The sequence below is a fragment of the Paracoccus aminophilus JCM 7686 genome (assembly GCF_000444995.1).
Classification (GTDB): domain Bacteria; phylum Pseudomonadota; class Alphaproteobacteria; order Rhodobacterales; family Rhodobacteraceae; genus Paracoccus; species Paracoccus aminophilus.
Map to the genome: position 1 here is coordinate 1,813,277 of NC_022041.1, position 24,479 is coordinate 1,837,755.

Consider the following 24,479-nt stretch of genomic DNA (forward strand, 5'->3'; position numbering starts at 1 on the left):
CACTGCTTAACCAAATGAAATCAATCAACTGGCGAAAAACCAGACATCCCGGTTCAGGGTCATATTGTCGCAATAATCTGCACCCAGTCTCTGCGCCAACCACGCCTGACAAAAAAGAAGGACCGACCATGGACAGCGTCGCCGTCGACAAGAAAGACCAGCAGCCGAACGTTCCCCAGCCCGCGCCGAGCGCCACCGACAAAGTGCCCGCTGCTGCCCCGGAAACCCCGATCCGCAAGGGCACGGACAACGAGACCTGGCCCGATCCGCTCAAGGGTGGCGTCGAGAAGGTTCCCGGTCAGCTCGACAAGGACGGCAAGCCGGTCTTGCAGTTCCACGACGAGCGCACCGGCGCAGATGTCCAGATCGACCGCGAGACCAACCCGCTGCTTTACGATTATCTCGGCCGGGTCGAGTCCTTCCAGTCGTGGTATCCGAACACCGAATACGCCAAGATCCAGCAGGATGAATTCGGCGCCGAAGTGCTCAAGCGCGACGACACGCCCCCGACGATTCCTGACCTCAAGGATGTCGATTTTGCCGAATCGCGCGGTGGCTCGATCACCATCGCCGACAAGGACGGCAAGCGCACGGTGGTGAATAAGGAGCTGACGCCCGAGACCTATAAGGCGGCGACAGAGCTCGCCAAGTCCGTCGAAGGCATCCGCATGAGCGAGCAGCATGGCTATAAGAACGAGACCGGCGGCACTTACAGCGACAAGCAGATCGACGGCGCCGTCATCGGCCCGGCGAATGAGGTCGGGCCGGGTCTGATCCGCGCCGAGATCCCGAATGACAGCGGCGAAAAGCAAAAGGTTGTCGTCTCGAAAGACGTCAACCCCGGGCTCTACGACCGCCTGGAGGCCGCCTATAAGGGCTTTTCCGGTGATGCCAAAAAGGTCGATGACACACGCGGTGGCCCGGGGCTGACTAAGCTTGACGAGCTCGATCCGCTGAACATGAAGACGAGCGAGTCGAAGTCGAAGGATGACGATACCAAGCTCACGGTCTCGGAGCTCGCCTGGCGCGACACGCTGAACAAATGGAAGGACGGGATCCAGGACGGCAGCATCGGCGCCGATGATGATCGCGCCAAGCTTTATAACGCCCTGCGCGGTCAGGCGGCGGCGGAAAGCGGGATGCCCTTTGTCTCGCTCGACGTGTCATTGGGGCAGAGCACGACCGATGTGACCGGTGCGGATATCTCGAAGATCGTCGATCGCGGCAAGCTCGACACCAAAGTGAACGAGCTCTTCGGCAAGGAATCGGTGCAGAAGGATTATCTTGCTGCCCAGACAGAGGCGCTCAAGAAGCTGCCCAATGCCGACGAAATCCACAAGAAGCTCAGCGAAACGGCCTTCAGCGAGGAATATGTCAAGCATATCGCCGATCTCAAGAACAAGGGTCAGGACGGCGTGGCCCAGGCCGATATCGCGCGCACCTATGCCGGACTTGCTGCCTTCAGCCCCGAAGAGGCCGGGAAATTCGCCCAGTCAACCTTCCTGAACGGCATGACCGTCGATCTCGACAAGATCATGTCGACGCCCGGCGCGGTCAGCGAAGAAAACGAGGCGCTTGCGACCAAGGACACGCTCGCCTCGGTTCTGGCGACGCTGAAGAAGGGCGGCGTCGATGTGCCCCGACGTCTGGTCGATACGCTCGATAAATTCGTGAACGAATTTATGGGCGACAAGCAGCAGGTCAAATCCTTCAACGCCGTCCTGCAGGAACTTGGCGATACGTTCAACAAGACCGGCACGCTGACCCAGGCCGATATCGAGAAAGTCGCGAATTCCAAGGGCAAAGAGATCTTCAAGGCGCTGAACGAGAAATCAGACGGCGCCGCTCTGAGCCTGCTGGGCGAGCTGAACAGCAATGGCACGCTTGGCTCGATCGGCGGCGCGATCTCGCTGGCCTCGGGGATCTATCAGGCAGCGGGCAAAGGCGGTTCGCTGGCCGATACCCCGGAAGAGCGGCTCGCGGTGGCCAAGGATTTCGTCAGCTTCCTTGGCGCGGGTCAGCATTTCGCCAACCTTGGCTCGAATATCATCGACAAGGTGAAGGGGACCAATGCCAACAAGATGCTGGGCCTCGACAAGACCCTGCCTCAGATCTTCAGCACCGATAAACCTTCGGGCGGCAAGCCGTTCACGACGGAAGCAAACGACAAGTTCATGGCCGCCTTCGACAAGGCCATTGACCAAGCGGCCGCCAATGGAACCTACAACCTCGAATCGCGGGCGAACCTGAGCGCCACCGACATGGAGCAGGTCAAGAAGGGCATGATCGACGGTTATGTCAAAAACCCCGAGCTGCCCGGCTCGTCGAATGTCTCGCGTTGGGCCTCGGCGGCGCTGCGGGTGATGGATGCGGGGGCGAATATGTTCGCGGGCGTCGCCGATATGGTGCTCGGCGGGCTGTCGCTCAAGAAAGGGGTCGACGGCAAGGATCCCGCCAAGATCTCGACCGGCGCCCTGCAGGTCGCGGGTGGCCTCTTCACCTTCGCGGGCGGCGGCGCCTCGGCGGCGGCGCTGGCGGGCAGCGCGGTCGGTCGTGCCCTTGCCGGGCCGTTCCTCGGCATCGGCGCGGTCATCGGCACGGTCGCCATGCTGCCGCAGATGATCATCGACGACATCAAGCACAACAACCAGATGAACGGCTACCGCGACAATGTGAAGGACCTCTTCGCCGATCTCGAAAAGCAGGGCCTTCTGACCGAGGACGGAAAGAAGCGCTTCGATTTCCTCAATGATTACATCTACAATTACGGCCAGCGCGATGCGCCTGATGATCAGAGCATCTTCGACTATCGCCGCGAGGAATATGACTTCTATGCCGGTAAGGGCCATCTGCCAGAAGCTGGCTTCGATCCGGTGAAGCACGAGGATTACAAGGGCGACGGCCCGAACCTCGACACGACACTGTCGAAAATCGGCTGATCCGAGCGGCTGTCGTCGGCCCTCACCAACCGCTGCCCCGGCCGAGCCTCTCGGCCGGGGCTTTTTGTCGGCTTTCGCGCCGAATGTGGCGGTGGCGCGATATGCTGCTGTTCGATCCGCGTGGCAGCGTCAATGCGGCGGTCAATCTGATCACCCCGGCGATCCGCCCCGATGCCGATCTGGGAATGATCGTCATGGAATCGGATTATTTCGTGCCGATGTCGGGCTCGAACCTGATCTGCACGGTGACGGTCGCGCTTGAAACCGGGATGGTGGCGATGCGCGAGCCCGAGACCGTGGTCCGCGTCGACACGCCCGCCGGTCTCGTCGAGGTCGTTGCGACCTGCAGCGACGGCAAATGCCGGGCGATCACCTTCCGCAATATCCCCTCTTTCGTCATGCATCGCGACAGCCTGATCGAGGTGCCCGAGATCGGTTCGCTGCGCGTCGATGTCGCCTATGGCGGGATGATCTATTGCATCGTCAACGCCGAGGATCTCGGCCTGACGCTCGCCCGCGATGCGGCGCGCCATCTGGTCGAGATCGGCGAGCGGGCAAAACGATCGGCGGCGGACGCGGTGAAACCCAATGGGCGGTCGAGCTGCTGCGCTATGCCGCCGCTTTGGCCTGGACCCTGAAAGGCAAGGCGTTTTCCGACAATGGCCCCGAGAGCATGGGCCTCGTTCTGCGCCATCCGCGCGGCGTGGTCGGCTTGATCACGCCGTGGAATTTCCCGATCGTCACGCTGATGCAAAAGCTGCCCTATGCGCTGGCGGCTGGCGGCGGGCTGCTCGGTCGTGATCAAACCTTCCGAGCTCACCTCTGGGTCGACGCTCGCGCTGATCCGTCTGGCCGAAGAGGCCGGCCTGCCCGCAGGCGTCGTCAATGTCGTTACCGGCGAGGGAAAAACCGTCGGCGAGGCCATGTCCGCCCATCCCGGCATTGATATGATGTCCTTCACCGGCTCGACCGCCGTCGGCCGCCAGATCGCCAGCCGCGCCGCAGAGCGCATCCGTCCGGTGACGCTGGAGCTTGGCGGCAAGGGCGCGAATATCGTCTTCGCCGATGCCGATCTTAATGCGGCGGTCGAGGGCGCGGTCGCCGGTTTCACCATCAACAAGGGCGAGGAATGCTGCGCTGGCAGCCGTCTGCTGGTCGAGGAAAGCATCGCCGAGGAGTTCGGCCGCCGCGTCGCCGAACGCGCCGCGCGCCTGCGCCTTGGCACCGGCGAGGACGACGAGGTCGGTCCCCTAATCAGCGAGCCGCAGATGGAGCGCGTGCTCGGCTATATCGCCAGCGGCCTCGCTGAAGGCGCGACCCTGCCTTGTGGCGGCGCGCGCGTCACCGAGGGCGCGCTCGGGAAGGGCAATTACGTCGCGCCGACGGTCTTCGCCGGGGGGCGGCCCGAGATGAGAATCGTCGCCGAAGAGATCTTCGGCCCGGTCACCACAATTCTCACCTTCAAGGACACGGCCGAGGCGATCCGCATTGCCAATGCCACCGGCTACGGGCTGGCAAACGGGGTCTGGACCTCGGATCTCGACCGGGCAATGGCCGTGATCCGCCAGCTTCGCAGCGGCACGACCTATGTGAACACCTATCTCGAAACCCTGCCGCAACTGCCCTTTGGCGGGGTCAAGGAAAGCGGGCTCGGCCGCGAAAACGGCAGCGAAGGGCTGGACGAGTTTCTCGAAACCCGCGCGGCCTTCATCAAGCTCAAGGCTTAAAAACAGGGCGGGGTCGCTTGCGATCAAGGCTGACGCCCCGCCTGCCCCTGAACCTCTGCTCGCATCAGGCGAGACCGCATGGAGACTGCAAGATGAAGCCCGTGACATTCGGTATTCTATCCACGGCAAAGATCGCCCAGAACTGGGTGATCCCGGCCATTCAGAAAGTTCCCTTGGCGGAGGTCACGGCGATCAGCTCGCGCGACCAAGCGCGCGCCGCAGCGGTCGCGAAATCCTTTGGCATTCCCCGCGTTTACGACTCGCTCGAAGAGATGCTGGCGGATCAGGAGATCGAGGCGATCTATATTCCGACCCCGAACAGCAGCCATGTGCGCGAGGCCATTCAAGCCGCCCGCGCAGGAAAGCATGTGCTTTGCGAAAAGCCCTTGGGCATCAGTGCACAGGAAGCCGAAGAACTGGCCGCCGTTCAACGCGAAACCGGCGTTCTGATCTCGGAAGCTTTCATGGTGCGCTATCATCCGCGCTGGCTTGCCGCGCGAGAGATTATTCGCAGCGGCAAGCTTGGCCGCGTGACCCAGATCCACGCAACCTATAGCGTGATGAATGATAACCCGGATGATATCCGGTTCCAAAAAGATCTTGGCGGCGGGGCACTTATGGATGTTGGGCTTTACCCGATCACCGCCGCTCGTTTCCTTTTCGAAGCAGAGCCCAAGGCCGTGACCGCAACCTTTGAGAAAGAGGATGCGGACGGGGTGGATATCGCGGTCGCCGGATTGATGGAGTTTCCCGACCACCGCAATCTTCTGTTCAGCGGCGCCTTGAAACAGGCGTGGGCACATTGGATCATGGTGACCGGAACAAAGGGATGGATGGAGATCCCGATTGCGGTTTGGCCCGACCCCGCGCTGGAAACAGAGATCCGGCTTCGCGGCACCGCCGACCTTTCGGATACTGCGGTTGAGATCATCAAGATCCCGCCCGCAAATCAATATGAACACGAGATTACAGCCTTCGCTAAAGCCATTCGCGGCGAAATCTCCCTGCCGTGGTCAATGCTCGATGCTGTCGCAAGCATGCGCGCGCTCGATGCGGTCAAAGCGTCGGCAGATAACAGTCAACGCATTGGAATAATATAATAAACTGGCGATCACTCTCTGTTGAGCCGTCATCGAGGCTATTTCGACCATCACCGTGCTCTCCTCCGGGCAAGGATCGCTTTGCCCCCCGCCAGAGCAGAGCAGGAATACCCAGATTTGACGGTTGCAAAGCAAACCGAACGACGCGAAAGGTAAGACATGGAATCCTTCAAAGAATTAAGCTGGTTCAACAAACCCACCGTGCTTGAGCAATCTGAGCACACGCTTAAAGTCAAAACCGGGCTGAAAACCGACTTCTGGCGCGGAACCTTTTATAATTTCTGGCGTGATAATGGGCATTTCCTTTACCGCCCGGTCGAAGGCGACTTTACGGCCGAGGTCGCGGTCAAGGCAGATTTCGAAACGCTTTACGATCAAGCCGGTTTGATGCTGGGCCTAAGCGAAAGCTCGTGGCTGAAATGCAGGATCGAATTCACAGGCGGCGAGACCCATTTATGCGTCGTCGCAACCAACGATAATTCGGATTGGTCGCAAATGTCCGTGATTGCCGAGAACGGAGAAATCAGGATCCGCCTAACCCGACATGCAGAAGCCATCCGCGTCCAGTATTTCGACACGCAGCTGAATGACTGGAGGTCCGTGCGTCTCGCTTTCCTGCCGAGCACCTCGAAAATTGATCTTGGCGTGATGTGTTGCTCACCAGAACGAGAAGAATTTCAAGTCACCTTTGAAAACTTCACTGTTTCCGAGCCGATTTCTCGCGATCTTCACGGTTGACATCAGAGCAATTTCTCCAGCTCGACCGTGGTAGATATCTGAAAACACCTTTGCCAATCTCGCACCAAAAGGCCGAGCTTTTCAAAAGCCCGGCCCGTCACTACTGAAAAGCGCGCGCTGATCAAATAAACCGTCTGCGCGTGTTCCACTCAATCCAACTCAAGAACCGTCCCGCAAATTCGTGATCTGGCCTGGCCGGAGTTCGATCCCCTCGAAGCTTGCGACACAACCGTCTCCGGTCGGGGATTGCGCGCCAAAACCGATGGTGAGGGGCCTCTTCGCAAGACCGGGCAGGCTAAACCAACGCTGGAAATTCCAGAACTTTCCGTCCTCGGAGAAGTGAAAAGCGATCGTTTCGCCGTCGCAGGAGAGACGCAGCCACACGCTCTCGCCCAGCCAGACCGGGCCGTCGCTGTCGTCCGAGATGCCGCGTGTGACGACGCTGACAATGGTCGGCTTGCCCGCGCCGGACAGCTCAAACGCGATCTTCGCCCAGTTTTCATCATCGCATTTGAGGAAAATCGCGCCGGCGTCATAGCTCGATTTGAAACCGACCGAGACCCGGGCGATCACCGAAAAAGCCGGAATCTCGATCGTGCGAGCGACCGAGATGACATTGGCCTTGCGAAACTCCTCTGCCGGATGATGAAACCAATCGGTGTCCGGTCCGGCCGAGAGCTCGATCCGGCTATCCGAGATCTGGGCCGATCCATTGGCCCCGCCGTTGATCGTCAGGCTGCTGAGGTCGAATTCAGTTGGCATTTTTCATGCTCCATTGAGGGCGCCGGGATATTCCCTGTGGCGCCGGGGGTGATGGGAAAGGACCGGCCAAGACCAACCGGGCGATGAATCGCCGGAGGGTCAGCTGTCGGAAGGAAGGTCGTCGCCGCGGCCGGTGCCTTCTCAGGTCATCCGGTCAGGGCGGGATCAGGTTTGGGTCAAGCCGGGCTTCGCGCGCTATAACCAAGGGCTGCGGAAACGCGCGCGGCAGCCTCTGCGACCGTGCGCCCGATCTCGGCAACAGCGGCCTCGGTCACCCGGCTGGTCGGCCCGCTGACGCTGATCGCCCCAGCAGGCGTGCCGTCCGCATCAAGGATCGCGGCCCCGATACAGCGCCCGCCCAGCACGGTTTCCTCGTCATCGACCGCATAGCCAGTTGTCCGCACCCGAGCCAGATCGGCGTGCAGCGCCGCGCCATCCTTAAGCGTATGCGCGGTATAGGCGAGATAGGGCGCCGCGCCGACCAGCGCATCGGTGCGCGCGGCCGGAAGATGGGCGAGAATGGACTTGCCGAGCGAGCTCGTGTGCCAGTCGTTCTTGGTCCCGACCGTGCCGCCCTGGCGCAAGGCATGGCTGGCCTCAAGGCAATCGACCACCACCAGCTCATTTTGCACAACCAGTGCCAAGCTGATGGTTTCGTTATATTTCTTATGCAGCGCCTCAAGCTGAGGCGCGGCGAAGCGGCGCAGATCGCGCTGCTCGATCGCCTTCTGCCCCAAGAGATAAAGGTGGATGCCCAGAAGATATCGGCCATCGCTATCCCGTTCGAGAAAGCCATGCGAGCACAGGCTGGCCAGATAGCGCGAGGTCGTCGGCTGGCCCAAGCCCGCCGCCTTGGCAATCGCCGTCAGCGGCACCGGCTTGCCACTATCAGCGATGACCTGCAGGATCTTGGCCGCGCGATCGACCGCGTCGAAACGAATGGATTTGGTTCCATCATCAGCCATCTGAGCGCCCTTCCCTCCAAGAAATCGCGGATGCCTCTGCCCCATCAGCCGCCGCTTGCCGAGACCGGACCCGAGGTGCGGCACTGAGCAACTCTTGCGTATAGCCGCATTCGGGTTGGCTGAGAACCCGCTGCGTCGGCCCCTGCTCGACGACATTCCCCTGCTGCATGATCAGGATTTTTTCCGCGATTTCAGCCACCAGCGGCAGGTTATGGGTGATGAAAAGCATGGCGAGCCCGTCCGCCTTCAGCTCCATCAACAGCTCGATCACCGAGGCCTGAACCGAGACATCGAGCGCCGAGGTGATCTCGTCGCAGATCAACAGCCGCGGGTTCAGAGCAAGGGCGCGGGCAATCGCCACGCGTTGCCGCTCGCCGCCCGAGAGATCGGAGGGATAAAGCGACAGTGCGCGCCGGTTCAGCCGGACCCGGTCGAGAAGCGCCAGCGCCTCAGTTTGCGCAAGCGCGGCCTGATAATCTCCGCGCAGTCGCAGGGCGCGATGCATCGCCACCTCGACGCTTTCGCGCGGATTGAGCGAGCGGTCCGGGTTTTGAAAGACGATCTGAAGCGCCGCCAAATCCTGCCGCACACGGTTGCGCAGCCCCGTGGCAAGCGGGCGGCCCTCGAACAGAAGCTCTCCCGAGGCCTGCGCATGAAGCCCCGCAATCGCGCGGCCGGTGGTGGTTTTGCCGCTGCCGCTGCCGCCGACCAAAGCCAGACAGGCCCCGCGTGCGATCTCGAAAGAGACGCCATGCACGACCTCTAGCCCGCCGTGGCTTGCACGCAGATCGGCGACTTTCAGGACCGGCGTGGGCGTTTCGGTGGCCACGGCTGCGACGGTCGCTGGCGCAGAGACCGGCGCGCCAAGCTCGGGCAGATCGGGAATGGTTGCGATCAATTGGCGGGTATAGTCGTGCCGGGGCGCCTCGAAAATCTGGCGCCGCTCGCCGACCTCGACGACCTTGCCGCCCAGCATGACCATGACCCGGTCCGCAATCGCATCGACCACGGCAAGATCATGGGTCACATAGATGAAGCACGCCCGACTTGCCGCGACGAGCTTGCGGATCAGCTCAAGGATCGTCTGCTGGGTCGAGACGTCAAGCCCGGTCGTCGGCTCGTCCATGACGATGACCTCGGGCGCGGTCATGAAGGCCATGCCGATCGCGATCCGCTGCAATTGCCCGCCGCTTAGCTCAAAGGGGTAGCGTTTGAGGAAGGCCGCGTCATTCGGCAGACTGACCTGCGCAAGCACCTCGCGGATACGCTCCTCGGCCTCATGCGCGGGGCGGCCATGCGCGATCAGCACCTCGCGCATCTGCCGCCCGATGGTCATGCGCGGGCTGAAGCTGGTCGTCGGGTTCTGCGGCACCAGCGTGATCCGATTGCCGCGGAAACGCTGCAACCCGGCGGCATCGAGCGCCAGCACATCGGTGCCGCCAACCGCGACCCGACCGCCAGAGATCACCATGCCCGGCCGGGAAAAGCCAAGAAGGCTCAGCGCGACAGAGGTCTTGCCCGATCCGGATTCCCCGATGATCGCCAGCACCTCTCCCGGTGCGACCGCCATGGCGACATCCTCGACAATCTGGCGGCCCTTGAGATCATGCAGCGACAGACCCTCAACGGTGAGCGAGGCGATTTCGGTAGCAAAGCTCGTCATGGTTTACCTCTTGGACGTGCCGATAGAACGGGCAAGGTGATCGGCCAGCACATTGACTGCGACCGACATCACCGCGATGGCAAGCGCCGGGGCAATCGCCAGCCAAGGCGCGATGGTGATGCCGATCCGGTTTTCGCTGATCATCATCCCCCAATCCGCAGCGGGCGGAGGCAGGCCAAGACCGAGATAGCTCAGCGAGGCGTAAAGGATGATCGAGCCGCAGAAGCGCACGCCGAAATCGGCAAAGATCGGCGGCAGGATATTGGGCAGGATGTCGCGAAAACAGACCGCGAGCCAGCTTTCGCCGCGCACGCGGGCGGCCTCGATGAATTCGTTGCGCGACATGTCGATGGTGACAAGGCGGACCATGCGCAAGACCCGCGGCACATGCAAAAAGACGATGCCGAAGATCACGGTGGTCAGGCTCGCCCCGGTCGAGGCGAGAAGCACCAGCAGGAAGATCGCGGGCGGCAGGGCATAGATCACATCCGAAACCGCGATCAGGCCAAGATCGACCCGGCCGCGGCGCAGACCGGTATAAATGCCCAACGGCACGGCGATCAGGAAGGCCAGCAGCGTCGCCAGACTGGCCACGACCAGAACCGTGCGCCCGCCATAAAGAAATCGGCTCAGCGCATCGCGGCCAAGAAAATCGGTCCCGAGCCAATTCGCGCCCGACATCGCGCCAAAGGGTCGCCCGACGACCTCGTCATAGCTATAGGGGCTGATCGCGGGGCCCAGAAGGGCAAGCCCCGCCACCAGAAGAAGCGCCGCGAGCGCCAGTTTCGCCGAAACCGGCTGGAGCGTGAGTTTCAGGGTTTTGTGCATTCTCGCCACTCCTCGGTCTCAGTTGGGGGCCGTTGCGACGCGCAGGCGCGGGTTCATCACCAAAATCAGCATCTCGGCGATCAGGTTGATGAGCACATAAGCGGTCGTGATAATCAGCGTGATGGCCAGAACCGTCGGCATGTCGCGGCTGATCACCGCCGAGGCCAGGGCGCTGCCGATCCCGGGAAGCTGGAACACCGCCTCGGTCACCACGACCCCACCCGCGAGCCAGGCCGCATTGAGCGCGATCGTCTGGATGGTCGGGCCGACGACATTGGGCAGGACATGGCGCAGCATGACCCGCGCGGGGCTAATGCCGCGCAGCCGCACCATATAGACGTATTCGGCCGAAAGAATATCGATCGCGACCGCGCGCACCATACGGACGACCTGTGCCAAGGTGGTGCACAGAAGCGTCACGATCGGCAGCAGGAAGACGGTCGATTGCGCGGCAAGGCTCAGGCGGTTGTCGATCAGCGAGACCGGCGGCAGCCAGCCCAGCCAGACCGCGAAAACAACGATCAGCAAGGTGCCGATGACGAATTCGGGCAAAGCGACCAGCACGATGCACGGGATTGAGATCGCGTGATCCGGCCAACGGTCACGCCAGACCGCTGCGACGATGCCCAGAAGGAACGACAGCGGGATCAGCAGCGCCAAGGCGCCAAGCGTCAGCACCGCCGTATTGGCAACCTTCGGCGCGATCATCTCCCAGACAGAGCGTCCCGAGGGCACCGATTTCCCGAAATCGCCCGTCAGAACGCCGCCCGCCCAAGAGACATATTGCGTGATGGCCGAGCGATCCATGCCGAATTCCTGCCGCAGGGCCTCGACCGCCGCGGGATCGGCGCGGGGGCCAAGGGCCGCGCGCGCCGGGTCTCCGGGCAGAAAGAGGGTTGCGGCGAAAACGACTGCCGAGACGGCGACTAATGTCGCTGCGGCAAGGCCGATCCGCCCGAAGATGAGCTTCAAGAGAGGGGATATCATCAAAAACGTGTCCGTCGTGAGAGATCAGGCGGGCAAAGGGCCGGGGCGACTTTGGCCGCGTCCCGGCCCGGGCCGTGAGGTCTTGCGCGCTCAGCCCTCGAGCGACACGCCTTCAAAGCGGTAATAGCCAAGATTGCGCTGGTTCGAGGGCGCAAGCCCCGCAACCTTGGCACTGGCCGCGTCCAACAGGTCGCGGAAGCCCCAGATCAGATAACCACCCTCGTTCCACAGGATCTTCTGCGCCTCGAAGAGATATTGCTTGCGCAGGGTCTCGTCGAAGGTCGTGCGCGATTTCGCAACCCAACCGTCGAAGGCGTCACTGGTCCAATCGGGCTCATTCCAATAGGCGCCGCGTGCATAAGCCTGACCGAAGACCGATTCCAGCGTGTGCTGGCCCCAGTCGGAACTTGCCATCGGCGCATTCTTGAACTGCGGGCCTGAATAATAGCTGTCGGGCGGCACGACCGTCAGGTCGATGGTCACGCCGATCTGCTTGGCCTGATTGGCGATCAGCGTCGAGGAGGCCAGCATCCCCGGCGCGGCATCGGCGGTATAAAGCTCGAGCCGCAGGTCACTGTCATAGCCCGCCGCCTTCAGCAAGGCCCGCCCCTGATCGGGATCATGGGCACGCTGCGGCAGCTCGGCGGCATAATCGGGGTCGGTGATGCTGTGGAGATCATTGCCGATCCGGCCATAGCCCGCCAGCGCATTGCTCACGAGCTGCGGACGGTCCACCATCAGCCGGAAGGCCTGCCGCACGCGCACATCCTGAAACGGCGCCTTGTTCACCATCATGAACTGATCGGTGGTCGCGCCGCTTTCCGAGCGGATGAGGTGCAGTGCCGGATTGGCCTCGACAATCGGGGCAAGGCTGCCGTCAAGCTGGGCGATGACATCGACCTGCCCCGCCATCAGCGCATTGACCCGCGACATCGCATCATTGATCGCTATGAATTCGAGCCCGTCGAGATAGGGCTGGCCGGGCGTGCGGAAGCTCTCGTTGCGCGCCAGCGAGACCCGCTCGCCTTGCGTCCAATGGGTGAATTTGAACGGCCCCGTCCCGATCGGCGCCGAGAAATCGCGCGTCCCGTCCTTGACCAGAAACATCACCTTGCTCGCCATAATCTGGGGCAAAAGCGCATAGGGCGCGTTCAGCTTGATCTCGACCGTGGTCGCATCCAGCGCGCGGACATCGTCCTTTTGCATGAAAGGCGACAGCGTCGCATAGGCGTCGGCCTTGTTTTCGGGGGTCAGGATATAGGCCAAAGAATAGGCGACATCCTGCGCCGTGAAGGGGCTGCCGTCATGCCAAAGCACGCCGTCGCGAATGCGGATGGTCCAGATCGAGCCGTCTTCATTATGGCTGAAATCCTCGGCGAGGCTGTTGTACAGCTTGCCCGTCGCGTCGAAATCGGTCAGCCGGTCGAAGAGCGATTGGGCGACCGCGAAATCCATCTCTCCGGTGGAAATAAACGGGTTGAGCGAAGATTTCGAGCCCGCAGCCCCCAAACCGATCCGCAAGACGCCGCCCCGGCTCGGCGCGGCGGCCTGCGCGCCAAAGGCCGCGCCCTGCGCCAGCAAAAGACCGGCACCAAGCGCGAGCCCGCCCTGAACAAACGACCGTCGCCCGATGGACAGTTCTCGGCCCGGATTTGCCGGGTTCTTTTGCGCGGAGATCTTCCTCAACATTCCCAATCCTCCCAGATATCTTTGTTTTTGTTCTGCCTTGGTTGGGCGAGTTGACGCCGCCCAACCCCTTTTCTCCGGTTCAGATCAGGCGATCAGACCGGCAAAGCGCAAAGCGGCCTTGATGTTCTCTTGATCTTGCTGGGCCAGATCTCCGCTCGGCTTGCGCGGCGCGCCAACTTCGCGGCCTTGCAGGTTGATCGCGTATTTGACGCGCGCCGGGAAATTCTCGGGCTTGATCATCTCGCGGGCGAGCGGCGCGATCTTTTCGGTCAGCTCGCGGCCAAGACGGTAATCGCCCGCCTCATGAGCGGCGTAGATCTCGCGGTATTGTTTCGGGATGACCGTGTTGATCCCCGAGATCGAAGCATGTGCGCCAAAGAGGAAGCTTGCGATATTCACGCAATCCGCCCCTGCGGCAATGGCGACGCGCTCGCCGACCGTCTGGAAAAGCTCGGCCACCGGCTCGAGCGCGACTTCCTTCAGGCAGATCACGCCCGGCACATCGGCAATCCGCTGCATCACCGACGGCGGGTTGAAGAAGTGGTTGTAGTAAATGATCGGCAGCCCGGTCGCCTCATAGACATCGCGGATGAACCCATCGAGCCCGTCGGCCGAAGGCGTCGTATAGATCGGCGGCCCAAGCATCAGCGCGCGCGCCCCGGCTTCCTTGGCCTTCTGGCCGCGCAGGATCGCATCGCGGGTCGTCGTGGTGATGATGCCCGCGATAATGTCGATCTTGCCCGAACGCGTTGCCTCACCAATCAGCGCCGCAAGCTCATCCGCCGACAGCTCGTCGCCCGAGCCGGTGCTGCCGCCAATGACAGCCAGCGTGACGCCTGCCGCTTCCATGAACGCCAGCTCACCGCGAAACAGCGCCAGATCGAGCGTGCCATCAGCCGCGAAAGTCGAGACGAGCGGAGGGATGACTCCCCGAATGTCTTCTTTGGTCAGGGGGGGCCTGAAAGTCGTCATGAAGTCCTCTCATTTCACTCAGTGAAAGTTATATTTCACGAAACGAAACTGACACGATGAAATCCATGCTGTCAATTTCTTTTCCTTAGGCCGGTTCAAGTTTGGCCTCTGGGAAGAAATCCGGGTTTGATTTTGAGATGATTCCGTGCTGGATGAAATATTTTTATTTATATATTTCAATTATATAAACTTAATATATGATCCAAATTCCAACAATGAAACCAAACTCTTTCACCAGTCGAAACACACCGAATCCGAACCTTTCGCCCCGAAAATTCCGCCGACCGAACATCCGCCCCCGCGCAGAGGTCTCGCCTGTGGGAATCATCCATGAGGGGACCTATGCGCCGCGCTTGCTCCCTTCCGGGGCAAGCGCGCACTTCGCGGATAGCTCTCAGGCGGCGGGCACGGGCGCGTCGTTGCGCAACAGCCCCCTCGCTTTCAGCTCGGCCCAGAAATCGGCGGGAATGGGCGCGGCGACCCAAGCGAGGTTCTGGCGCAGCTGCTCGACCGTCCGGGTGCCCGCGCAGAAGGAGGCGATCGCGGGATGAGCCAGAACGAATTGCAGCGCGGCGGCGGGCAAGGCGACGCCATGGGCCGCACAGAGCTTTTCGATTTCGGCCACTTTCGCCATCACATCCGGGGGCGCGGGCTGGTAGTTATACTTGGCCCCCGGCACGGCTCCGGTCGCCAGAATCCCCGAGTTGAAGCCGCCGCCGACCAGAACTGAGGCCCCGCGCGCCTCGCAGAGCGGCAGGAAGCTTTCGAGCGCGTCCTGCTCCAGCAAGGTATAGCGCCCGGCCAGCAGGAAGGCGTCGAAATCGCGCTCTTGCAGCGCCATATGGCAGACATCCCATTCATTGACCCCGACTCCGATCGAGGTGACCACGCCCTCGTCGCGCAGCCGCTCGAGCGCACGCCCGGCGCCGTCCATCGCCGCGCGAAAGACCTCGGGCATCGCGGTGCCATGGTTGTAGCGGTCGCAATCATGGATGAAAGCAATGTCGATCCGCTCAAGCCCCGTGCGTTGCAGCGAATCCTCGATCGAGCGCAGCGCCCCGTCATAGCTGTAGTCATAGCGCAGCCGGAACGGCGCGCCCTTGACCCAAGGGGCAAAGTCGATGCTGCCGCGCGGCGCGGGCTCGAGCAGGCGGCCAACCTTGGTCGCGAGCACGAACTCGTCGCGCGGACGATGGCGCAGAGCGTGGCCCAGACGCAGCTCCGAGAGGCCATGGCCATAAAGCGGCGAGGTGTCGAAGAGCCGCAGACCGGCGTCCCAGGCGCAATCGATCATCGCGGCGGAGGTCTCTTCGTCGATCTCGCGCAGGAAATTGCCAATCGGCGCGGCGCCGAACGAGACGGCGCTGACCTGGAGCCCGCCTTGACCAAAGGCGCGCATATCGGAGGGGTGCATAGATGTGTCCTTTCAGATCGCATGAAAGCCCCGGCCACAGCGCGGCCATGGAACAGCCGTGATCCGGCCATAATCTGGCCAGATCGCGCGGTTTCGCCGGGTCCTGAGGATGGGCTTGGCCAAAGGCTATCCGCTCGCACCGGCCCAGACGACTGCGCAGCCCGGCGATAGCTGACGCAAGGTGGCGCAGGTGATTGAATATTGTCGCGTCAGGGCATGGTCCGCGCCAAAAGGAAAAGGCCGCCGGAAGCGATCCGGCGGCCCTCTTTTATCGGCGTCCCAGAGAGACGCGGTGTTTACGCCTGCCCCTTGCCGCGCTGCGCAAAGATGCTCAGCAGCGCCAGCAGCCCCGAGCCGATCATCAGGAAGACCGAGACCGCATTCAGGACCGGGGTGGAGCCCACCTTGACCATGCGGTCATACATGGTGATCGTCAGCGGCGCGTCCGAGCCGACCAGCATCAGCGTCGTGTTGAAATTCTCAAACGACATCAGGAAGGACACGATGAAGGCCGCGAACAGCGCGGGCGTCAGATAGGGCAAGGTTACCGTCATCAGCACGCGGCTGCGGCTTGCGCCAAGGTTCAGCGCGGCCTCTTCGAGCGAGACATCGAATTTTCTGAGCCGCGCCGCGATCACCAGCGTCGCTATCGTCACCAAAAACGAGAACTGGCCGATGACGACAAGGAAGGTGCCCGGACGCAGGAAGTCCCATTCCCAGCCGAAGACCTCTTCGACGCCATTGGCGATCATGCTGGCGAAGACGAGGATCGAGATCCCGAGGATGACGCCCGGAATGACCAGAGGCACGATCATCAGCACGTAAAGCAGGCTCTTGCCCGGAAAGCTCCGCCGCTCGAAGAGGAAGGCGTTGCAGGTGCCGACCGCGACCGAGAGCGTCGAGACGATCAGCCCGATCACCACCGAGTTCTTGAGCCCCTCCATCAACCGGCGGTCGTGGAACAGTCCGAGCATTGGCTCGGTCGAGCCGAAGAACCAGTCAAGCGTGAAGCCCTTCCATGGCAGGGCCGGGAACAGGGAATCGTTGAAGGCAAAGATCGCGGCCGAGACCAGAGGCGCGGCGAGATAGAGGAAAAAGACCAGCATATAGGCCAGATAGATCCAGCGCATGGCGGTCGATTGGGGTGCTGCGACATTCATGGCTCAGTCCTTCGCAACGGTAGAGGCAAGGCTTTGCCCGGTCAGGCGCAGACCCAGCCAGACGACGAAAGAGGTGAAGACCAGCAAGAGCACGCCGAAGGTCGCACCGGATTCCCAGTTATAGCGGGTCACGAATTGCTCGTAGATCTGCTCGGTGAACCACATCGAGTTCTTGCCGCCCAGCAGGATCGGGGTCAGATAGCTGCCCGCCGTGAGCATGAAGACGATGATCGAGCCCGCAACGATCCCGGGCATGGCATAGGGCACGACGATCTTGCGAAAGACCGTGAAGCGGCTGCCGCCGAGGTTATAGCCCGCCTCCAGCAGCGAATTGTCCATCCCGTCGAGCGTCGAGACCAGCGGCACGATCATGAAGAGAACGACCGTATAGACCAGCCCGATGATGACGGTGATGTCGTTGTAAAGGAGTTCAATCGGCCCGCGGATCACGCCCAGATCCTGCAGCGCGCCCGAAATCAGCCCGGTCTCGCGCAACAGCACGATCCAGCCGAAAGCGCGCACCAGATCGCTGACCCACAGCGGCACAAGACACATCAGAAACAGCGCCGCGCGCGAGCGTTGATTGGCGACTTTGGCAATGTAATAGGCGACCGGAAAACCTGCGAAAAGCGCAAGGATCGTGACCAGAACCGACATCCATGCGGTGCGCAACAGCGTGTTCCAATAGACCGGCTCGCCCAGGAAATCGGCGTAATTGCCCAAGCCGAAAGTGTAATCGCCCGGCCCGACCTTTTCGCGTAGCGACAGATAACCGACCCCGATCTGCGGCAGGATGATCAGCAGAAGCATCCAGAGCACGAAGGGCGTAAAGAGCAGGAAAAGCGTGAGTTTGCTGGCATCAGAGCGCGACATCCTGCTCACCCCGCCACGGCGAAAGCGAGGCAATGCTCGTTGCGCCACGAAAGCTCGACCTCGTCGCCCTGCCGGACCGCGAGCGTCTTGTCCATGACGCCCTGCGCGACCTCGACCAGCTCATCGCCCCCGGTGCGGACCAGAAGGCGGCTGTTCGCGCCGTTGAAAAGCAGGCTGTCGACGCGGCCGCGCAGGCGGTTCGCACCAAGGCTGGGCGTCAACGAAATCGTCTCGGGACGCACGAAGATCTCGACCTTCGCGCCCTCGCGCAGGCCCGGATCACCAAGCTTGGCCACGACCTCATGGCCGCCCTCAAGCGCGACCCGCGCCTCGCCGCCATTCACCGCCGAGATCCGCCCCGGCCAGCGGTTGGTGTCGCCGACAAAGCCCGCGACGAAGCCGCTTTTCGGGTTGTTGTAAAGCTCCTGCGGGGCGCCGATCTGTTCGAACTGGCCCGCATTCATCACCGCGACATTGTCGGACATGATCAGCGCCTCGGACTGGTCATGGGTGATGTAAAGGAAGGTCGTGTTGAACTGGCTTTGTAGCAGTTTCAGCTCGACCTTCATCCGCTCGCGCAGTTTGAGATCAAGCGCGCCGAGCGGTTCATCGAGCAGCAGCACGTCGGGTTCAAGCACCATGCAACGCGCGATCGCGATGCGCTGGCGTTGACCGCCCGAGAGCTGCGAGACCTGCTTCTCCGCGACGCCGGGCAGGCCGATCCGCTCCAGCACCGATTTCACCTTGCGCGCGATATCGGTCTTGTTTTCCTTCTGGCAGCGCAGGCCATAGGCGATGTTTTCGCCAACATTCATCATCGGAAACAGCGCCAGATGCTGAAAGACCATCTTCACGCTGCGCTTGTTCGGCGGCGTGCCGATCACCGAGGCCCCCTTGATGCGGATATCGCCGCTGGTCGGGTTCTCAAAGCCCGCGATCATGCGCATCAGCGTGGTTTTGCCGCAGCCCGATGGCCCGAGGATCGAAAAGAACGAGCCGCGCGGCACGTCGAAAGACACGTTGTTGACGGCGTGATAGGCCCCGAACCGCTTTGTCAGGCTTTGGCACTCTAGATCGTACATGGAGGTCTCGTCGATTGGCGGCAGCTTGCCCAAAGACAGCAGTGCCCGGAGATAAACTGAGCCTGCGGAGGCGAGACCTCCGCAGGCGGCACGGCGCGATCAGTTGCTGGTCGCGGCCTTGATACGTTCGAGCGCCTTGCCCTCCATATCCTCAAGCCCAGCCGGGATATTGGCGAAGAAGCGCATATTGGCGATGGCGGCATCGTCGAAAGCCAGTTTCACCGCTGCTTTCTTATCCTCGGGCAGAAGCTCGATCCCGCCTTTGACTGCGCTGATCGCGCCGGTCGAATCCGACATCATGGTCACGATCTCGGGACGCATGACGAAGTTGATCCACTTGTAAGCGGCATCGTCCGCGCGGCCCTTGCGCGGGATGACGAAAGTGTCAATCCAGGTCAGCGCGCCAGTGCTCGGCGGCACATAGATGAAATTCTGGTTCTGGTCGTAAAGCTTGAAGGCGGTCGAATCCCAAGCCTCCGAGGCCACAACCTCGCCCGACAGAAGCAGCGTCGAGAGGTCATCCCCGCCGTTCCAATAGGTCTTCACGATGCTTTTGCACGAGATCATCTTCTCGGTCACCGCATCGAGCATCTTCTGATAGCCCGCCGGATCGGCGTAAAGCGCGAAGGGATCATAGCCGAGCGAATAGCCCATGCCGATCAGGATGGTGCGGCGCAGGCGCATCGAGGTGCGGCCCTTATATTCCTCTTTGCACAGATCGGCCCAATCTTTGACATCCCCGGCCTTGGTCTTGTCGACGACGATGCCCGAAGTGCCCCATTGATGGGGGACGGCATAAATATTCCCGTCGATCGTGGTGTTGGTCTTGACCGCGTCCAGCAGGTTTTCCTGCATCTTGTCGGTCTCGACCTTCGCCAGATCCAGCGGCTTGTAGATATTATATTCCTGCTGCGCCGCCATGATGCGATCATGGCTCGGCTGGGCCAGGTCATAGCCCGAGCCGCCCGTCGCGCGCAGCTTGGCGATGATTTCCTCGTTGTTTGACAGCGTCACCTCGACATTGATGTCGGGATATTCGGCCTCGAAAGCCTTGATGACAGTGTCGGGCGCATAGCCGCCCCAGGTGAGCAGGCGCAGCGTTTCCGCCTGCGCCATGCTCGCAATCGATGTCAGCGCCACCGCGCAAAGCGCCGCGGCAATCCGGTTTTTCCCAGTCATGTCTCTCTCCCTGTTGTCCCCGACCGAAGCGCGTGTCGCGCTCCGGCTCCCCTGCCCATCACTATGCTAAGGGCCTTTGCCCCCTTTAAGGTCCACTCTGGTTGAAAGAGCAGGCCGCTTTCAGGGGGCGACGGCTCAGATCCGGGCGGTGACGGTCTTGAGCTTGCAATAGCTCGCGACCGCAACCATGCCCTTCTCGCGACCAAGCCCCGAACGGCGGTTGCCGCCGAAGGGCGTCTCGATCCCGCCTGCGAAATACTCGTTGATGAAAACCTGACCCGCATCGACATCGCGCGCGATGCGATGGGCGCGGCTGATATCGCGCGTAAAAAGCCCGGCGACCAGAGCGAAATCGGTGCAATTCGCCGCCGCAATCGCTTCGTCCGCGCTGTCGACGACCTGCACCGCCAGAACCGGGCCGAAGATTTCCTCTTGCACGACCGGATCGTCCCAAGAGAGCCCGTCCAAAATGGTCGGCGGATAGAACCACCCCTTGCCGGTTTCGGGATCTGCGGTGATCTTGCCGCCGGTCACGACCTCGACGCCGCGCGCGCGGGCCTGATCGACATAGCCCGCAACCTTGGCCAGATGCTCGGCCGAGTTGATCGCGCCGTAATTCACCCCGTCCCTGAGCCCGTGGCCGATGGTGAAGCCCCCCGCCCGCTTGGCCAGCCGCTCGATGAACTCGGCATGGATGCTGCGCTCGATCACGAGGCGCGAGCCTGCCGAGCAAATCTGGCCCGAGTTTTCAAAGATCGCGCCGATGACCTGATCCAGCGCCAGATCCAGATCGGCATCGGCGAGCACGATATTCGGCGATTTCCCCCCCAATTCGAGCGTGACCGAGGCGATATTGCGCGCCGCCGCCTGCATGACGTTGATGCCCGTCGTGGTCGAGCCGGTGAAGGTCACATGGTGCACGTCGGGATGGGCGACCAAAGCCGCGCCTGCCGCAACCCCGGTGCCGGTGACGACATTGCACACGCCCGCCGGCAGGCCCGCCTGATGCAGAAGATCCGCCAGCATCAGTGCGGTCATCGGCGTCTGCTCGGCGGGTTTTGCCACCACCGAGCAGCCCGCCGCCAAGGCCGGGGCAAACGAGCGCGCGGCGGTCGAAAGCGGATAGTTCCAGGGAATGATATGGGCGGTGACGCCGACCGGCTCATTCACGGAATAGGACACATAATCCTGCCCCAAGGGGTAAGAGCGCCCCTCGAGCTTATCGCCCGCGCCCGCGTAATATTCAAAGGCGCGCGCGGCACCGCGCACATCGCCCAGAGCCTCGGCAAGGGTCTTGCCGGAATCGAGCACCTCGGCGCGGGCGAAGCGGTCAGCATGGGCACGCAAGGCTTCGGCTACGCGCATCAGGACGCGGCCCCGCTCGGCGGCCGAGGTCTTGGCCCAAAGCGCGCCCGCGCGCTTGGCAGCAGCCACCGCCAAAGCGATATCGTCGCTGTCGCCAGCCGCGAATTCCGCATGGGGCTCGGCAATGCCCGGATCAAAGCTTGCCATCATCCGACCCGAGACAGCCGCCTGCCAGCGCCCGTCGATGAAATGCTGGTTCGGCAGGTTCAATGCGTGATTAGCCATGATCTCACCCGATCTCGCTGACCTGATAGGCCGATTTCGCCAGCCATTCCGGATTGATCTCGACGCCCCAGCCCGGACGATCGCTGACCGTGACCTTGCCGCCCTCGACGCCGTAGGGGCAATCGACGAAGAGCCCCTGCTGCCAGGGGTAGTAATCCAGACCCTCGATCGAGAATTCGAGATATTTGCCCGCCCCTTCGATCGCACGCAAAAGGTGCATGGTGAAAAGCGTGACCATGCCGAGGTTCGCGGCATGGGGCGTGATCGGCAGGCCCGCCGCATGGGCCATCTTGCAGACCCGAAGCGTGCGGGAAATGCCGCCGAGATAGAGGATATCGGGCTGGACGATATCGACCGCACGCATCTCGATCATGTGGCGCCAGGTCGGGATCTCGCAATCCTGCTCGCCGCCCGTGACCGCGATATCAAGCGCATCGGTCACCTGCTTGGTCTGCTCGAACTCCCAGTAAAGGCAGGGCTCCTCAAAGTGCTCGATCCCGTTGTCTTTCAGGATGCCGCCGACCTCGATGGCGCGTTTGGGGGAAAAGCCGCTGTTGGCATCGACCAGAAGCGAAGCCTGATCGCCAAGCGCGCGGCGGATGGTCGGGATGATCTCCTCGGTCCGGCCCGGCCATTCATCGATGTCATGGCCATATTCAGCGGCCACGCGGAACTTGAACGCGTCAAAGCCCTGCTCGCCCTGCAACCGCTTGAAGCGCTCGGCCTCGGCGGCGGGGGTGATGTCGCGCCGCATCGAGGAGGCATAGGCGCGCAGGCTCCCCGGCGTGCCGCCGATGAGCGCCGTGACCGGCAGCCCCGCCGCCTTGCCGCGCAGATCCCAGATCGCGGTATCGAGCCCGCCGAAAGCGCGCTTCATGTAAGAGCCCGGGAATTTATGCTCGCGCTCGATCACCATATCGGTCAGCGCATCGATGTCGTCGAATTCAACACCCAGCACATAGGGCGCGACCTGACGGTGCAGAACCTGCGCGGTAATGTCCGAATTATAGGTCGAGACCTGCCCGATGCCCTGCTGGCCGTCCTCGGCGGTGATGCGGACAAAGCCGATGAACTGGGTCGAGAAGGTCTCGATGCGCTTGATCTTCACTGTCGTGTTCCTTGACATCAACGGATTGCTGGCTCGAAGACTAGGCCGCGCGCGCGCCGCTCAATAAGGTCCACTTTCGAAAAAGGCGGAAACCGCTTATGGGATGCGGCGGGAGAGGCTGGCGGCCCTTCGCGTGCGCGCGAGGATCACGTCGGCGCGGAGACGGCGGAAGGGAGGCCAGAATGGTCAAGCGTTCATCAGGAGAGCTGTTGTTCTCGATCACCGTGGACCGGACGCTGGAAACCTCGGTCACGACCCAGCTTTACAACGCGATCCGCAAGCTCATCACCTCGGGCGATCTGCCGGGCGGCAAGCGCCTGCCCTCCAGCCGGACGCTCTCGACCGAGCTCGGCCTCTCGCGCACCACCACGATGTCGGCCTTCGAGCGGTTGCAGGCCGAGGGGCTGATCTATTCGATATCGGGCTCGGGCTCGTATATTTCGGAAATCGCGCCCGCTGGAAAACCCGAGCAAACCTTGAGCGTTGAGGCCCCGGCGGCGACCGGCCCGACCCGAAGCTCGCTGTCCGCGACCTTGAACGCAGCCAGCTCGCGCTTTGTCGAGCGCCTGCCCCATCCGCGCGCGCCCCGTGCCTTCGTCACCGGCGTGCCCGATTACAACAGCTTTCCGCTGGCGATCTGGGCGCGGCTGACCGCCAAGCATCTGCGCGAGGAGCGCGAATATGTGCTGGGCTATTCCGACCCGGAGGGCGATCCGCGCCTGCGCCGCGCCATTGCCGAACATCTGCGCTCAAACCGTGGCATTTCCTGCGCGCCCGAGCAGATTTTCATCGTCAATGGCGCGCAGCAGGCCTTTGACCTGATCGGGCGGATGCTCATCAACCCCGGCGACAAGGTCTGGTTTGAAAACCCCGGCGCGATTGGCGCGCGCAACAGCCTGATCGCCTCGGGCGCCGAGCTGGTTCCGGTGCCCGTCGATGCCGAGGGCATGCAGGTCGCCGAAGGGCTGCGCCTCGCCCCCGATTTTCGGCTGGCCTTCGTCACCCCCTCGCATCAGCATCCGACCGGGGCCGAGATGAGCATGGCGCGCCGCGCGGCGCTGCTTCAGGCGGCTTATGACAGCGATGGCTGGATCATCGAGGATGATTACGACGGCGAGTTCCGCTATGACGGCCGCCCGCTGCCGACGCTGAAAAGCGGCGATACGGCGGATCGGGTGATCTATGTGGGCACGTTTTCGAAAAGCATGTTCCCCTCGCTGCGCTTGGGCTTTTACATCGCGCCGCAATCCTTGGTCCCGACCTTCCGCCATCTTTCCCGCGCCTTCCTGCAAGGGGTCTCGCTTGGCATGCAATCGGTGCTGGCGAGCTTTCTCGAAGAGGGCCATTTCGTCGCCCATATCCGCCGGATGCGCGAGATTTATGCCGAGCGTCACGCCAGTTTCTACGCCGCCGCGCAAGAGCATCTGGACGGGCTTCTCGACATCCGCCGCTCCTCTGCGGGCTTTCACACGGTCGGCCATTTCGCCTCGCCGCGCATGACCGAGACCGAGGTCGTCGCCGATGCCCGCGCCGCCGGGCTGGTGGTCTCGGCGCTTGAAAGTTTCGCGATCGGGCCAAGCCTGACGCCCAAGGGGCTGATCCTTGGCGTCACCGCGATCCCGCCCCGCGCGATCCGCGCGGGCGTCGAGACCTTGGCCCGCGTGCTCGAGCCCTATCGCTAGCGCCCCGCTATCTCGCGCCCC

At 62.3% G+C, this 24,479-nt stretch carries 20 protein-coding genes and 1 pseudogene; 7 read left to right on the forward strand and 14 right to left on the reverse strand.

Annotated features, from left to right (window positions below):
- The first annotated feature begins 128 nt into the window (after positions 1-128).
- The 6 genes and pseudogenes from JCM7686_RS08905 (at position 129) to JCM7686_RS08925 (ending at position 6,504) form a co-directional block, all read left to right on the forward strand.
- Positions 129-2,939: a hypothetical protein gene (locus JCM7686_RS08905; RefSeq protein ID WP_020950528.1), complete on the forward strand. Its 2,811-nt coding sequence runs from the start codon at positions 129-131 to the stop codon at positions 2,937-2,939.
- 32 nt (positions 2,940-2,971) lie between these two features.
- Positions 2,972-3,577 (forward strand): proline racemase family protein, encoded by a 606-nt coding sequence (locus JCM7686_RS08910; protein WP_268935169.1) that lies wholly within the window; start codon positions 2,972-2,974, stop codon positions 3,575-3,577.
- Positions 3,544-3,648 (forward strand): annotated as a pseudogene (locus JCM7686_RS25165) (hypothetical protein); the annotation flags it as partial. The gene JCM7686_RS08910 and the pseudogene JCM7686_RS25165, both read left to right, overlap by 34 nt.
- A 55-nt stretch (positions 3,649-3,703) precedes the next feature.
- Positions 3,704-4,666, forward strand: a complete 963-nt coding sequence (locus tag JCM7686_RS08915; protein ID WP_020950530.1) for an aldehyde dehydrogenase family protein — start codon at positions 3,704-3,706, stop codon at positions 4,664-4,666.
- Positions 4,667-4,758: 92 nt separating this feature from the next.
- Entirely contained in the window at positions 4,759-5,766 is a 1,008-nt protein-coding gene (locus tag JCM7686_RS08920) for a Gfo/Idh/MocA family protein (RefSeq protein ID WP_020950531.1), read from the forward strand.
- A 159-nt stretch (positions 5,767-5,925) separates the two neighbouring features.
- The gene (locus JCM7686_RS08925; protein WP_020950532.1) at positions 5,926-6,504 is read left to right on the forward strand and encodes a DUF1349 domain-containing protein; all 579 of its coding nucleotides are present in this window, start codon (positions 5,926-5,928) and stop codon (positions 6,502-6,504) included.
- A gap of 159 nt (positions 6,505-6,663) precedes the next feature.
- Here JCM7686_RS08925 and JCM7686_RS08930 read toward each other — a convergent pair whose 3' ends face one another.
- The 14 genes from JCM7686_RS08930 to JCM7686_RS08995 form a co-directional block, all read right to left on the reverse strand.
- Entirely contained in the window at positions 6,664-7,266 is a 603-nt protein-coding gene (locus JCM7686_RS08930; protein ID WP_020950533.1) for a DUF1349 domain-containing protein, read from the reverse strand.
- A gap of 176 nt (positions 7,267-7,442) precedes the next feature.
- A complete protein-coding gene (locus JCM7686_RS08935) occupies positions 7,443-8,231 on the reverse strand; it encodes an IclR family transcriptional regulator (RefSeq protein ID WP_020950534.1) in 789 nt (262 codons plus the stop codon).
- Positions 8,224-9,894 carry an ABC transporter ATP-binding protein gene (locus JCM7686_RS08940; protein WP_020950535.1) on the reverse strand — a complete coding sequence of 557 codons (1,671 nt, stop codon included), beginning with the start codon at positions 9,892-9,894 and terminating at the stop codon, positions 8,224-8,226. The genes JCM7686_RS08935 and JCM7686_RS08940 overlap by 8 nt, the downstream gene beginning before the upstream one ends.
- Positions 9,895-9,897: 3 nt before the next feature.
- Entirely contained in the window at positions 9,898-10,722 is an 825-nt protein-coding gene (locus JCM7686_RS08945) for an ABC transporter permease (protein ID WP_020950536.1), read from the reverse strand.
- An 18-nt stretch (positions 10,723-10,740) separates the two neighbouring features.
- A complete protein-coding gene (locus JCM7686_RS08950; protein WP_020950537.1) occupies positions 10,741-11,709 on the reverse strand; it encodes an ABC transporter permease in 969 nt (322 codons plus the stop codon).
- A gap of 90 nt (positions 11,710-11,799) precedes the next feature.
- Positions 11,800-13,398, reverse strand: coding sequence for an ABC transporter substrate-binding protein (locus JCM7686_RS08955; protein ID WP_020950538.1), 1,599 nt, complete (start codon positions 13,396-13,398; stop codon positions 11,800-11,802).
- An 84-nt stretch (positions 13,399-13,482) separates the two neighbouring features.
- On the reverse strand, positions 13,483-14,370 hold the full coding sequence (locus JCM7686_RS08960) for a dihydrodipicolinate synthase family protein (protein WP_020950539.1): 888 nt from the start codon (positions 14,368-14,370) through the stop codon (positions 13,483-13,485).
- 394 nt (positions 14,371-14,764) lie between these two features.
- Complete coding sequence (locus JCM7686_RS08965) at positions 14,765-15,784, reverse strand: aldo/keto reductase (protein ID WP_020950540.1); 1,020 nt, start codon at positions 15,782-15,784, stop codon at positions 14,765-14,767.
- Between the two features lie 296 nt (positions 15,785-16,080).
- Positions 16,081-16,944 carry an ABC transporter permease gene (locus tag JCM7686_RS08970; protein ID WP_020950541.1) on the reverse strand — a complete coding sequence of 288 codons (864 nt, stop codon included), beginning with the start codon at positions 16,942-16,944 and terminating at the stop codon, positions 16,081-16,083.
- A 3-nt stretch (positions 16,945-16,947) separates the two neighbouring features.
- Positions 16,948-17,817, reverse strand: coding sequence for an ABC transporter permease (locus JCM7686_RS08975; RefSeq protein WP_020950542.1), 870 nt, complete (start codon positions 17,815-17,817; stop codon positions 16,948-16,950).
- A 5-nt stretch (positions 17,818-17,822) separates the two neighbouring features.
- Positions 17,823-18,899 (reverse strand): ABC transporter ATP-binding protein, encoded by a 1,077-nt coding sequence (locus JCM7686_RS08980; protein WP_020950543.1) that lies wholly within the window; start codon positions 18,897-18,899, stop codon positions 17,823-17,825.
- 99 nt (positions 18,900-18,998) lie between these two features.
- The gene (locus tag JCM7686_RS08985) at positions 18,999-20,078 is read right to left on the reverse strand and encodes an extracellular solute-binding protein (RefSeq protein WP_020950544.1); all 1,080 of its coding nucleotides are present in this window, start codon (positions 20,076-20,078) and stop codon (positions 18,999-19,001) included.
- A gap of 135 nt (positions 20,079-20,213) precedes the next feature.
- Positions 20,214-21,668 carry an aldehyde dehydrogenase family protein gene (locus JCM7686_RS08990; RefSeq protein WP_020950545.1) on the reverse strand — a complete coding sequence of 485 codons (1,455 nt, stop codon included), beginning with the start codon at positions 21,666-21,668 and terminating at the stop codon, positions 20,214-20,216.
- 4 nt (positions 21,669-21,672) lie between these two features.
- Entirely contained in the window at positions 21,673-22,776 is a 1,104-nt protein-coding gene (locus JCM7686_RS08995) for a mandelate racemase/muconate lactonizing enzyme family protein (RefSeq protein WP_041527241.1), read from the reverse strand.
- A gap of 182 nt (positions 22,777-22,958) precedes the next feature.
- On the opposite strand from JCM7686_RS08995, the gene pdxR reads away from it, so the two are divergent.
- A complete protein-coding gene (gene pdxR, locus JCM7686_RS09000; protein ID WP_020950547.1) occupies positions 22,959-24,458 on the forward strand; it encodes a MocR-like pyridoxine biosynthesis transcription factor PdxR in 1,500 nt (499 codons plus the stop codon).
- Positions 24,459-24,479: the final 21 nt, after the last annotated feature.